General features: G+C 69.7%; 12 protein-coding genes. 4 read left to right on the top strand and 8 right to left on the bottom strand.

Annotation, left to right across the window (positions count from 1 at the left end):
* Positions 1-134 precede the first annotated feature (134 nt).
* Together ENSA5_RS27075 and ENSA5_RS27070 are read left to right on the top strand one after the other, a co-directional pair.
* Positions 135-608 carry a hypothetical protein gene (locus ENSA5_RS27075; RefSeq protein ID WP_106394585.1) on the top strand — a complete coding sequence of 158 codons (474 nt, stop codon included), beginning with the start codon at positions 135-137 and terminating at the stop codon, positions 606-608.
* Positions 605-880: a hypothetical protein gene (locus ENSA5_RS27070; RefSeq protein WP_146156167.1), complete on the top strand. Its 276-nt coding sequence runs from the start codon at positions 605-607 to the stop codon at positions 878-880. The genes ENSA5_RS27075 and ENSA5_RS27070 overlap by 4 nt, the downstream gene beginning before the upstream one ends.
* Positions 881-1,012: 132 nt before the next feature.
* Here ENSA5_RS27070 and ENSA5_RS27065 read toward each other — a convergent pair whose 3' ends face one another.
* The 3 genes from ENSA5_RS27065 to ENSA5_RS27055 all read right to left on the bottom strand — a co-directional run bounded on the left by ENSA5_RS27065 (position 1,013) and on the right by ENSA5_RS27055 (position 4,994).
* Positions 1,013-2,869 carry a D-alanyl-D-alanine carboxypeptidase/D-alanyl-D-alanine-endopeptidase gene (locus tag ENSA5_RS27065; protein ID WP_181198185.1) on the bottom strand — a complete coding sequence of 619 codons (1,857 nt, stop codon included), beginning with the start codon at positions 2,867-2,869 and terminating at the stop codon, positions 1,013-1,015.
* Positions 2,870-3,136: 267 nt separating this feature from the next.
* Positions 3,137-4,117: a peptidylprolyl isomerase gene (locus ENSA5_RS27060; RefSeq protein WP_146156166.1), complete on the bottom strand. Its 981-nt coding sequence runs from the start codon at positions 4,115-4,117 to the stop codon at positions 3,137-3,139.
* A gap of 46 nt (positions 4,118-4,163) precedes the next feature.
* Positions 4,164-4,994, bottom strand: a complete 831-nt coding sequence (locus ENSA5_RS27055) for a peptidyl-prolyl cis-trans isomerase (RefSeq protein WP_106394581.1) — start codon at positions 4,992-4,994, stop codon at positions 4,164-4,166.
* 833 nt (positions 4,995-5,827) lie between these two features.
* Between ENSA5_RS27055 and ENSA5_RS27050 the strand changes: the two genes are divergently transcribed.
* On the top strand, positions 5,828-7,099 hold the full coding sequence (locus ENSA5_RS27050) for an RNA polymerase sigma factor RpoD/SigA (RefSeq protein WP_106394580.1): 1,272 nt from the start codon (positions 5,828-5,830) through the stop codon (positions 7,097-7,099).
* A 267-nt stretch (positions 7,100-7,366) separates the two neighbouring features.
* Here ENSA5_RS27050 and ENSA5_RS27045 read toward each other — a convergent pair whose 3' ends face one another.
* The 5 genes from ENSA5_RS27045 to ENSA5_RS38330 form a co-directional block, all read right to left on the bottom strand.
* Entirely contained in the window at positions 7,367-7,723 is a 357-nt protein-coding gene (locus tag ENSA5_RS27045) for a Rieske (2Fe-2S) protein (protein ID WP_106394579.1), read from the bottom strand.
* A gap of 53 nt (positions 7,724-7,776) precedes the next feature.
* Complete coding sequence (locus ENSA5_RS27040) at positions 7,777-8,451, bottom strand: YceI family protein (RefSeq protein WP_106394578.1); 675 nt, start codon at positions 8,449-8,451, stop codon at positions 7,777-7,779.
* Between the two features lie 156 nt (positions 8,452-8,607).
* Entirely contained in the window at positions 8,608-9,627 is a 1,020-nt protein-coding gene (locus tag ENSA5_RS27035) for a PA0069 family radical SAM protein (RefSeq protein ID WP_106394577.1), read from the bottom strand.
* Positions 9,628-9,631: 4 nt separating this feature from the next.
* Positions 9,632-10,693: a lipase family protein gene (locus tag ENSA5_RS27030; protein ID WP_106394576.1), complete on the bottom strand. Its 1,062-nt coding sequence runs from the start codon at positions 10,691-10,693 to the stop codon at positions 9,632-9,634.
* Between the two features lie 275 nt (positions 10,694-10,968).
* Positions 10,969-11,145: a hypothetical protein gene (locus ENSA5_RS38330; RefSeq protein WP_181198184.1), complete on the bottom strand. Its 177-nt coding sequence runs from the start codon at positions 11,143-11,145 to the stop codon at positions 10,969-10,971.
* An 83-nt stretch (positions 11,146-11,228) separates the two neighbouring features.
* Between ENSA5_RS38330 and ENSA5_RS27025 the strand changes: the two genes are divergently transcribed.
* The gene (locus ENSA5_RS27025; protein WP_106394575.1) at positions 11,229-12,056 is read left to right on the top strand and encodes an undecaprenyl-diphosphate phosphatase; all 828 of its coding nucleotides are present in this window, start codon (positions 11,229-11,231) and stop codon (positions 12,054-12,056) included.
* The last annotated feature ends 137 nt before the right edge of the window (positions 12,057-12,193 follow it).

The following is a 12,193-nucleotide window of genomic DNA, read 5'->3' as shown; positions in this document are numbered from 1 at the left end:
CCCCCTGCCCGAGCCCGAGTCGGAGTAGCGCGCCGCTTGGGGCTCGGCGGCCCGAGCCGGCCGGCCCCCACCCCGCCCATGCAAGTATTTCGCCCGGTATTGATCGGCGTGTAGTGGGTCCTACGGTGGCACCGATGTTACACACAACAGTCGTCGCGCTGCTGCTTGCGGCGCCCGGTCCCGACCCGCACGAGTACGATGTCGCGACCGCCTCAATCCACATCAGCGAGCAGGGCGCCGAGGTACTCGCGTACGATGCTCACGAGACGCTAAACGGCTCTATCTTGGTGGTTCCGCAAGGCAACGGCGTGACCATCGCCGTCGACTTCGATGATGGCTACTTCGATATCGTCGTTGACGACGCCGGCGAGGTCAGCGTCATCAAATCAAATCTCACCACCGACACAATCGAGCAACGACTGGAGGCGATCGGCTTGGCGCTGGAGATCGGGTCGCCTCCCCAGGAGGGCAAATTCACCTGTTTTGCTGCGGCGGGTGGTGCCGTCCTCGGCTGTGCGAGGCTCGCCCTTTGGTGCCCGATCGCCATTCTCGCCACCATCTGCACCTGTGGCGAACTGGCTGATCCCACCCACGTGGAGTGCCCGTGACTCGCAATCTAGCCAGGCGCGGCACGGTGGCGATGATCCTGCTCGTGGGTGCGTGGAACACCTACGAGCTGCTCTCACAGGGGCGCCTCACCTGGGCGATCCTGTTCGGAGCGGCGCTGCCCCTGCTCGCGCTCGCGGACTACTGGCGAGATCGCAACGATGCTGACCGTGTCCTGGCGTCCCTCATGATGGCGCTGGTAGGGCTTGGGATTGTCGCGGCCGAGCTCGGTGAGACCCGGCCAGCCGACGACGGCTGCGCGACGACGAACTGATCGACGCTGAGACCTGGTCCACGTTCACCGAACAAGCATTGAAGGAGCGCCCTTCGCAATCGCGGGGAGCTCAGGTCGCGCCGCTCATCAACGCGCGCAACATCGACTCCATCGCGCGGAAACCGATTGAGCTCACTCCACCGGCGTGACCGCGATCGGCTCGAGGTCGAGGATCATCTCCCCGCGCGTGGCCTCCCAGCCGTCGATGTGCCCGAGCACCGCCATGACGATCGCGTCCTCGATCGCCCGTCGACTCTGCGCGGCGATATGGTCGGCCTCGCGGACGTTGATCAAGATCGAGAAAGCCACCTGCGGCTCACCGGCCTCGGTCGTGATCACCCCGGTCAGCCCGCTGACACCATTGAGCGTGCCGGTCTTGGCCCGGACGCGCTTGCCCGAGCGGCCGAGGCGAGTCCGGACCGTGCCGACGGTGCCCGCGACCGGCAGCGCGTCGATCAAGCTCGCGCCCGCGGTCTGGGTCCGGGCGGCGACGGCCATCAGATCGACCAGGCCCGTGGTCGTGATCCGCCCGACCGAGCTCATGCCCGCGCCGTTCTCGAACACCAGCCCGCCGGGGTCGTTGCCGAGCGCCTCCCAGTAGCCCCGCACGACCTCGCTGCCGTTGTCCCAGTCGCCCGGGTCCCCGGTCATGCGCCAGCCCAGGGTCCGGAGGATCTGCTCGGCCATGAAGTTGTTCGAGTAGGCCAGGACGCCGCTGACGATGTCGATCAGCGGCGGGCTCCGGCGGACCGCGACCAGGAGCACGTCGGCGTCCTCGTCGTGGTCGAGCAGCTGCGGGAGCTCGAGGTGGTCGCCGTCGCCGTGGTCCTCGGCGAGCGCGTCGAGGTACACCCGCGGGGCCTGACCGATGCGGACCGGCAGGCGCTCGCTCTGGCTGGCCTCGGCGAGCATCAGCGAGAACGCGCCGCCGGTGTACATGCCCGGATCGACCACCCGCCGCCGAACCTTGTAGCCGCGGCTGCCCGCGCCGAGCGAGCCCTTGACCTCGACGCGAGTCAGCACCGCCTCGCGCGGGGTCTCGTCGTCCGCGGATTCGGGGGCCTGGCGGTGGGAGCGGATGTCGAGCTCGCTTTGACCCTGGGCGAAGCGCGTGGCGTTGTCGACGACCACGTGGGTGCTGTCGGGCTCGAGCGCGACCGCCGGCTTGCGCTGGCCCTTGATCGGGTAGACCGTGATCTCGACGGTGTTGAAATTGAGGCTCAGCGCGCCGCTCGGGGCGAGGTAGGAGGCGCCCCAGCCCTCGGGGTTGTAGCCCGGCCCAAACGCCCGCGGCGAGAAGGCGCTGTCGTCGACGACGATCTCCGAGATCGTCGCAACCGGCACCCGCTCGGCGACCGCGGCGGCGAGCTCGGCGAGGGCCTCGCCGTCGATCGTGGGGTCGCCCTCGCCGATCAGGTACAGGCGCTCGCCGACGAGGATCACCCGGGTCTCGAACACGTAGTCAGACCCGAGCAGATCGAGGGCCGCCGAGGTCGTCAGCAGCTTGTGGTTGCTGGCCGGGTTGAGCAGCGTGTCGCCGTAGTAGTCGAACAGCACCCGGCCCGAGTCGAGATCGCGGATGTGAACCGAGACCTGCGCGCGATCATCGATGCGCCCGATCGTGCCCTCGATGTCCTCGCGCAGCGACTCCGAGTTAAACGCGACCAGCGGCGGCTCGACGGTCGCCCGGACCGCCTCGACTCGGCGAGCGAAGGCCGCCAGCCGAGCCTCGAGGCTGTCGTCCGGCGTCGGCACCGTGATCATCGTCGGGATCAGGACCAGCCCCTCGACCCACGACGGAGGCTCGGGGCTCACGTCGATCTCGGGCGACGCATCGACGACGTCCGCCCGGGGCCACCACAGACCCAGGCCCAGGACGCCCAGCACCATCAGCGAGAGCACGAACAGCGGCACCCGCCGGGCCGAGCTGAGCGGCAGGCGAACGCTGCTCCCGCTGGTCGCGGAGCCGGGCTTGGTTGTTCGGATCATCCGGCGGGGCCGACGGTGGGGCGGCGACACGCTCGCCACCCTGCTGATCTTGCGCACTCCCGCTCAAACGGCAAGTTCGTGGCTTCGATCGGTGTCAGCGCCCGGCCCCGGCCCCCTCCTGCGGGTCTGTGCCGCACAATTCGTTTTTTCACCGCGCGCGCGCGCGTCCCATAAAAACCCGGGCTGCTAGCACCCCGGCTGCGAAGCTCACCCCAGCCGACCGAGCGACCGAGCGCAGCGAGGACGCGACCGGCCGCGCAGGTCCTCTTACAACCGGATGTCGACGTGTGCGCGACTGCGCAGCTGCTCGCGCAAGTCGGCCTCGGCCTTGGTCCGTACCTCTTCGTAGATCTGCTCGCGCAGCGGCTCCTTGGCCTCCTCGAAGCCGAGCAGGTCCGAGCTGATGACCTCGTCGACGACGAAGACCAAGAAGCCCTGGCCGGACTCGAGCGGCCCGACCACGTCACCCGCGGTCGCCGCGAACAGGCGCTCGCCGATCGGCCGCGACACCGAGCTGCGCGTGAGCTCCTCGAGCTCGCCAGCCTGGCCGAGCTCATCCGCGATCGCCTCGACCTCCTCGCCCTGAGCCAGGCGACGGACGACGGCCTTGGCCAGCTTGAGCTGGGCGTCGCGCTCGGCCGGGTCGTCGGCGGCCTGGAAGGCCAGGCGACGGACCTTCATGCGCGCCTCTTCGCCCTTGCTGAGCTGGCGGTAGCGATCGAGGACCTGCTGGTCGCTGACGGCGACGTTGAGCAGCATGCCCAGGAGCTTGTAGATGATGATGTCGTCGTGGAGCTTGGCCCGGTACTGAGCCCAGGTCCCGTAGCGCAGGCTCTCTTCGACCGCGCGCTTGAGCTCGGGGATCCCGCCGAGCCCGGCGTTGCGCGCGAGGTTCTGCAGGTAGGCGTCGACCTCGGTCTCGGTCGCCGAGATCTGAAAGTTGGGGGCCTGGGCGAGCATCAGCCTGCGCGCGACGAGCTCGTCGAGGGCCACCGGCTGGAGCTCGTCGAGCTTGCGCACCATCTGGTCCTCGCTCGCTTTTTGGCTCTGGAGCTGGGCGAGCTCCGCGAGCACCCGGTCGTCGTACATCATCCACAGATCGAGGTCGCTGCTCAGGATGATGTCGTCGTTGACGACGGCGACGATGCGATCGAGCACCACACCTTCGGCGGCGGCGCCGGGGCTGACGAGCAGCGCCGGGGTCACGACCAGCAGCGTGAGGATCGAGCGTCGGGCGAGGGCGCGCACCCCTCCCGCATAGCACCCGCCAAGCCCGCGCGACAAGACGCGCCCCTCACTTGAAGCGCGCGGCCAGCTCGGCGAGGAGCTCGGCCTCGATCGGGACCAGCCGGGCCGCGCGCTCGGCGGTGACCAGCTGCTCCTGGACGTCCGGATCTTCGAAGGGGCGGACCTGCGCGGGCTCGATCTCGTCGACCTCGCCGATCAGCACGACCTGGCCGCTGAGGACCGGTGAGGGCACGAACTCGCCGACCCCGAGGCCCGCGTCGAACAGCAGCCGATGGTAGGCGGGGAACTCGTGGTCGTCGCGCTTCATCAGGGGCGTCCGCGCGATCCTGGCCCGGTCTTCGCCGTGCTCCGCGACGAGCTCGTCGGCGAACTCGTCGAGGGTCAGCTCGCCGGCCCGCAGCCTGACGAGCGCGCGCTCGCCCTCGCCCCAGGTCTCGACTCGGACCACCCGCATGCGCCGCCGCTCGGGCACCGTGAAGCGCTCGCGCTCGCGTTCGTAGCGAGCGCGCAACGCCTCGGTGTCGGCGGCGACCTCGGCCCGCGGCAAGCGGCGCTCCAGCATCGCCGCGCGCTGAAGCTCGGCGAGCTCCTCGAGCACCGCCCACTCGACGCGCGGATCATCCGCCAGCCCGGCCGCGCGCGCCTCTTGAACGAGCAACTCCTCGCTGATGATCGCGTCGATCAGCGCCCGCCGCCCGTGGGGCCCGCGAAAGCGCGCCTGGCCGAAGGCGTCGAGCTGAGCGTGGGTGGCCTCGACCATCTCGGGCTCGATCACGACCTCGCCGACCCGCGCGAGCGCACCCTCGGGCACGCCCTCGACCTTGGCCTCACACGCGATCATGACCAGGCTGGTCAACGCCAGCCCGATCGCCGTCATGCCCCCGCGGCCGGAGTCGAGCGAGGCTGTGCGCGCGCTCTTCCGACGGCGTCGTCGGGTTCGAGGACACATCGCCCAACCATAGCTCAGCACCGGCGCAAACCGGTCTGCGCTGGTTGTGTCGGTGCGTTCAGATCGGGCAACGCCCATGCAACGCCCCGTTCCAGTTCCGCACTCGCGCATGCCACACTCGCATGCGCGGCACCGACCTCGACCCATTTTCCCGGTGATGGCTGGGGAGTTCAGCCCCATACGTGCCTTGCGCAGCGCTGCCCTGGCTAGTCCATTCACCACGATCGACGGCCGTCGCGGCCGGGCCGCCAGCACACTACGCATCGCTCGCGACTCGCCCCTCCGATCGGCGAAACTCGTTCGATCCGCCGTCCAGCAGCCATCTGCGCCGAGCCCTCGCCTTCGCGGCATCCACCGCGCGGTCTGGCCGACGCCGCTCGAACACCCTACAAGGGTGCGTAGATCGCTCAGAACATCGGTTGGCTTGCGTAAGGCTCCCCGCGTCGAAGACTCGGCCCGATATGTGCAGAGTGGTTCGGGCATGGGTCGAAGGGATCACCGAGACGCCGACTTCGACGGCCGAGTGATCGCGGCTCACCCGAATTCACGCGTGGGCTCACGCCCACTGGCGCCCGGGTCGAAGACCGGGTCCGAAACAATGAACCCCTGGCTTTCGTATTTGGCTCTACCCGAGCTGGCAGATGAGCTCATCTGCCAAGGAACTCGAGAGTGGTCCACATCCCGCGTGCAAGCGGGACCGAACACCTCAGTTCCCTAGCTCGCCAAGCCTTCCCTCGCAAGCAAGAAGACAAGGAGCGGACATGGCACGCACCAACAACAACCCCACCTCGACCCGACCCAGCACCCAGCGTAAATCGGAGACCCCGCTCGGCGCCTACCTCGGCGACGTGTCCAAGGTCGACGTGCTGACGCCCGAGCAAGAGCAGTCTCTCGCGGCCGAGATCGCCGAGCGCCGCCTGAGCTGCTGGAAGGCGCTGCTGTCCTACCCGCCCTTCGTCGCCGGGATCGTCTCGGTCCTGCAGGCCGCGCTCGCCGAAGATAATCAAGAAAACATCCCCACCGAGGAGCTCGAGCAGATCAACACCTGCTCCCGCGCCTACCGCGACCGCGAGACCAAGGCCAACCGCGAGGCCTACCACGCGGCCCAGCAAGCCCTCGCCGCGGTCCTCGCCGACCTCGACCTCGACGGCAAGTACGCCGACATGGTCGCCGCCGACCTCGAGGCGATCGACGCCAACCGCCGCGCCTGCGTGACGCTGCCGGTGACCTACCCCCCGCGCGGCAGCCAGCCCTTCGCCCGCTACATCCAGCGCGTGCGCGCCGCAAACCAGGCTCTGCGCTACTCCAAGAACAAATTCGTCAAGGCGAACCTGCGCCTGGTCGTGACGATCGCCCGGCGCTTCGACCACGGCCTGATGCCGCTCCAGGACCTCGTCCAGGAGGGCAACCTCGGCCTGATGAAGGCCGTCGACCGCTTCGACGGCCGCCGCGGCTACCGCTTCTCGACCTACGCGACCTGGTGGATCCGCCACGCGATCAACCGAGCGCTGGCCAACAAGGGGCGCACGGTCCGGCTCCCGGCCCACGTCTCCGCCGACCTCCAGCGCCTGCGCCGTGCGACGCGCGAGATCGAAGCTAAGACCGGCGAGAAGCCAACGATCCCGCAGCTGTCCAAGGAGACCGGGCTCAGCAAGGTCCGGGTCCGCAAGCTCAGCAAGCTGACCCTCGACGGGACCGTGAGCCTCGACGCGCCATCGAGTGACGACGACGGCCGCGGCATGCTCGACCGCCTCGAAGACGGGACGGCACCCGAGGTCGCGGATGTCCTCGAGCTCGAGACCCTCAGCGACCACCTCTACGACTCGCTGATCAGCCTCCAGCCGATCGAGCTGGACATCCTCCGTCGGCGCTACGGCATCGACGGCGGCGACGTCGGCGAGAGCGAGTTCGAGCCGATGACCCTGCGCCAGCTCGGCGAGCGTCACTCGCTGTCGCGCGAGCGCATCCGCCAGCTGCAAGAGCGCGCGCTCATCAAGCTGCGCCGCGAGTTCGCCCGCCGCGAGCTCGTCTGAGGGGTAGAGACCCCCACAGCCGCCCTGCACTTCGCCACGCACGACCGCTGCGTGGAAAGGTGCGGAGCGGCTGTGGGGGTCTTTACTTGCTCGATCGTTCCGCGCGGGGCGCATGCCACGGACACAGAAGACAAGTGTTCGAGCACGCGTCTCGAGCCCCTTCAGGGGCCACGCATCCCCTCGCAGCGCACATGAGGGCCCGCCGAGCGAGGGAGCGCAGCGGCCGCACAGCGGCCGTGCGTCGCAAAGTACAGGGCGGCCGGGGGGTCATGACCAACCAGCGGTGGCGGAAATCGTGATCACGGCGTCATCGCCGACCAGCTCGAGCTCGAAGCGCTCGAGCTGGTCGCCGACGCAGGGCCCGGCGTCGCAGTAGCCGGTGCTCGGGACGAACAGGGCGCCGTGGCTGCTGCAAAAGATCCGGTCGGTGAGCGCCGAGTAGAACCGGCCCTCACCCATGTCGAGATCCACGCGCCAGTGCGGGCAGCGGTTGTTGTAGGCGAACAGATCCGGGCCGCGGCGGAGCACGAAGCCCTCGCAGGCCTCGCCGTCGCGCTCGAACGCGAACTTGCGCGCCTGCCCGCTGCGGAGCTTGGCGACGTCGGGGACCCGAACTTGCAGCACGAAGACAGGCTACTACGCCGCCCACGCCACGGGCCACACGACGGGCATCGCGCCTACTTGAAGTTGAGGTCGAGCAGCAGCGCGACCTCGTCCTTGATCAGGTCGTCGGGCTTGCCCGGGTGGTCGATGCCCCACAGCTTGCGATCGATCGAGAACTCCGCCTTGCCGTGGGCGCCGGCGTCGCTGACCTCGAGGGTCGCCGGGAAGGTGACCTTCTTGGCCTGGCCCTTGAGCTCCAGGTTACCGGCGATCTCGTGGGTCGCCCCGCCCTCCCCGGCCTTCTCGGTGATGCTCAGCGAGGTGAACTTGGCCGTGGGAAACTCCGCGACGTCGAAAAAATCCGCACTTTTGAGGTGGTTGGTGAGATCGGGCTCGGCGTCGGTCTTCATGGAGTCGACGTCGACGTTGATCTCGACCGACGCGATCTTGCCCTCGTCGACCGTCGCGCTGCCCTCGAAGGCCTCGAAGCTGCCCTTGTGGTCGCCGGTGATCTTGGCCCCGATGAAGCCGATCTTCGAGCTGGCCGCGTCGAGGGTCAGGGTCTTGCTCGCGGCGTCGGGCTGGTCGTCGCCAGCCTCCCCCTTGTCAGCCTTGGTCGCGGGCTTCTCGGCGTCCTCGACCTTGGCCTTCGGCTTGTCGTCGATCTCGCTCTTGCATCCGGCGAGGGTGGTCAGGGCCAGCGAGAGGGTCAGGGCGCAGAAGATGGGTCGATGCTGATGCGTGATCATGGCGGTGTCTGGTGCCCGGTTATGTAGCCCGACCCGAGGACGCCCGCGGAAGAAAAACTCGATGGCAGAGATCGGCGCGCTTGAAGACGAGTACGAGCGCAGGGGGCTTCGCCGCCGCAGCGAGGGGCCTTTTCGAAAGGCCCCTTCAAGACAAGACTAGAACAGCTCGCGCTGGGCACGCGGGCGCCGGAAGGTTTGGGCCTCTGCGATCGGCCCGCGCGGCGTGTACGCGAGGCCCAGGCGGCGGCGGTGGGCCTCGAACAGCGACTCGATCGCCTGCCAGCGCGGCCCCTGCCCGCGCATCCGCGCGCCGAAGCGTGCGTCGTTGCGCTTGCCGCCGCGGAGGTCCTCGAGCGCGCGCAGGACCTTGGCGGCGCGCAGGGGCGCGGCCTCGGTCAGGCGCTGCTCGAACACGGGCAACACCGAGCCCGGCAGACGCAGCAGGATCAAGAAGGCCCAGCGCGCCCCCGCTTGCTTGGCCAGGGAGAGGAGCTCGGGGATCTGCTCGTCGTTGAGACCGGGGATCACGGGCGAGACCGAGACGCCGACCGGGACGCCCGCGTCGGCCAGGGCCCGCATGGCCGCGAGCCGCCGACTCGGCGGGCTGGCCCAGGGCTCGATCCGGCGCGCGAGCTCGTCGTCCGCGAACCCGACCGAGAGCGTGACCGAGGCCGCGGCCTCGTGCTCGAGCCGCGCGAGCAGCTCGACGTCGCGCCGAATCAGCGCGCCCTTGGTGATGACCGAGGCGGGATTGCGATACTCGGCGCAGAGCTCGAGGCAGGCGCGCGTGAGCCCGTAGGCGGCCTCGAGCGGCTGATAGCAGTCGGTCACGCCCGAGAACATCAGCCCCTCCCCCGTCCACGAGCGCCGCTCGAAGCGTGCCCGGAGCAGCTCCGCCGCGTTTTGCTTGACCACGATCTTGCGCTCGAAGTCGGTCCCCGCGCCAAAGCCGAGCTGCTCGTGGGTCGGCCGGGCGTAGCAGTAGGCGCAGCCGTGAAAGCAGCCGCGGTAGGGGTTGATCGACCAGCGAAACGGGATGTCGGGGCTGTCGTTGTTGCTGACGATCGACCTGGCCTGCTCCTCGAACACCTCGAGCTTCGCGTCGGGCGGCGGGCCGAGCCACTCGACGTGACTCGACAGCCACGGGTTGGGTGGGTTGGCGACCGGACGCGGCACGGGGCTACTGCGCGACCGGGCCGTCGTCGGTGCCCGAGCAACGATCGAGGATCGCGTCGATGTCGATCTGCGCGCCGAGGCCGAGGAGCTCGGGGTAGGCGTGCAGGTGCTGGTACTCGGCCTGCGCGATGAAGGTGGGCGGCAGCTCGACGTTGAGTTGCCCGGGCAGGATCCGCGCGGGCGGCTGCTCGTACTCGACGCCGTGGCGCTCGAGCTGGTTGCCGAGCGCCTCGACCACCGCCTCGACCACGCTGATCTCCTCGACGTGGCTCCGGTAGAGCCCGGCGATTCCGGCCATGGTCTGGGTGTCCCACAGCAGTGGCGCGTAATCGAGGGAATTGTGGATGAGCTCGAGCTCGGGCCCGAGGCGCTCGCTGATGTAGGTCGCGAAGTCCGCGTTGCCGGCCGTGGGCCCGGCGAAGGCCATGCAGTGGAGCTTGGCGTGGTGCCGTGGATCCCACTCGATGTCGCGGGCGGTCACCGGCCCCTGGGTGTCGTGCAGCCACAGCGCGACCGCCGTGGCCATGGCCCCGCCGACGCCGTGACCGCAGACGTGGACCGGGAGCTTGCGGTCCCCCTCGAGCTCGCCGACGCAGCCGGCGAGGAGCTCGGCGAGGCTGCGCCCGGCGCCGGGCAGCTGCTCCTCCGGAGTGAGCTCGCGGATCACGTCGAGCCGTCGGTGGACGCCGCCGCAGACCGCGGGCGCGAGGTTGCCCGCCCGCCGCGTCCAGACCCACGGCTCTTGCGCGAGGCATCCGAAGCTCTCGAGGTTTTGATCCCAGACCGGCACCGGCGCGCCCGCGCGGATCACCACGTAGCAGTCGTCTTCACCGGCCTGGATCGGACGGGTCACGAACACGACCAGCGAGGGCGAGCTCGGCTGCCACCACACGCGGAAGCTGGCCGGGCCCCACACGATCTCGTGCTCGCGCGTGGCCGGGATCTTCGCCAGCTGCGCGGCGATCGAGCGATGGAGCGCGCCGGCCCGCCGGGCTGGCTCACCGCTCAGTCCCGCGTAGGCCGCAAGCGACAGGCACAGCTGCACCCGCTCCGCGTCGGTTCCCATGGCCCACCAAACTAGCACCAAACACCCGCGCACAAGACCCCCTGCTAGCAGCCCGGGGTGCAATGCCTCGCAGCCCGGGGTGAGCGGAGGGGGTGAGCCGAGGGGGCTTCGCCGCCGAAGGTTCGAAGGCCTGAGTCGAGCGCACAGCCCTTGATTCAGGGCTAGCGCTGCAACCGCTGGGCGAAAATGAAGCGAGCGCGCGACCGTCGATCTCGGGCGCAGGGGGCCGTCAAGCCCCGCGTGGGCACCCACCGGGCGTGGAGCCGGCGTGCGCGTCAGAACAACAGCGCGGGGACACGAACTGCAGCGAGCGCGATGGCCAGCAACATTAGCGCGGCCGGAGCAACGAAGACACCGAGCAGGCGCCGGGTCGCGGGGGCGCTCGGCTGGCCGATCCAGACCACGGCCTGGACCAGGCCGACGAGCGCGACACCTGCGATCAGCCAGCGCACGGTCGGACGATAGCGACTGCGGGTGGGGTCCGCCAGCGCGCGAGTTCTTTGGTCGGACCGGGCGGCCGCGCTACAAGCGAGCGATGCTCGCCAGCCCCGGCGCCGAGCTCAGCTACGGCCTCGCCGCGTTCCTCGGCGCGCTCCAGGGGGTCGCCGAGTTTCTGCCGATCTCCTCGTCGGGGCACCTGTCCCTCGCCGAGGCCTGGCTCGGCGTCGACGCCGAGACCGCGGGCCACAGCTTCAACATCGTCGTCCACGCGGGCACGCTGCTCGCGGTCTTGCTCGTCTACCGCCGCGACCTCCTCGACCTCGCGCGCGGGCTGTTCGACGCCGAGGCCGTGCCCTGGGCGCGACGGATGTGGCTGGCGCTGATCGTCGGCTCGCTCCCGCTCGGGATCGTGCTGCTGCCCGGGGTCGAGGAGCTGGTCGTGCGCATGGAGGGCGAGGTCCGCTGGATCGGCGGCGCGCTGCTGCTGACCGCCGCGCTGCTGGGCTTCACCCACCGCCGCGAGACGCCGAAAGACGAGCTGCGCGCGGCCCCGAAGCTCGGCCACGCCCTGGTGATCGGCTTCGCCCAGCTGCTGGCCGTGACGCCCGGGGTCTCGCGCTCGGGCTCGACGATCGCGGCTGGGCTGGCGCTTGGTCTCGGTCGCGCCCGGGCGGCGCGCTTCTCGTTTCTGCTGAGCATCCCGGCGATCACGGCCGCGACCGGGAAGGAGGCGCTCGAGCTGCTCGGGGGCGACGCGCCCCTCGACATCGCCGCCGGGCCCTTCGTGCTCGGCTTCGTGGTCAGCTTCGTGGTTGGGCTCGGGGCGCTGAAGCTGTTGCTGCGGCTGATCGAGAAGCTCGGGATGCTGCCCTTCGTCCCCTACCTCGTCCTGCTTGGCGCCACGGCCCTGATCGTGGGCTAGCAGCCCGGGCTGCAATGCCTCGCGCCGCCTCGCTTGGCCTTTTCGCCGAGGGCTTTGTCGCCCAAACTTGCAGTACGCCCGGTACAGCGGCGTTTTGGCTTCGCGCCCTCGGCGAAAATTCCGGCGCGAGGCGACAC

Origin of the sequence: Enhygromyxa salina (genome assembly GCF_002994615.1) — a bacterium.
In the GTDB taxonomy this organism is placed as follows: Bacteria; Myxococcota_A; Polyangia; order Nannocystales; family Nannocystaceae; genus Plesiocystis; species Plesiocystis salina_A.
The sequence above is the reverse complement of the archived record's forward strand: the minus strand, read 5'-3'. Positions and strand labels throughout refer to the sequence as shown.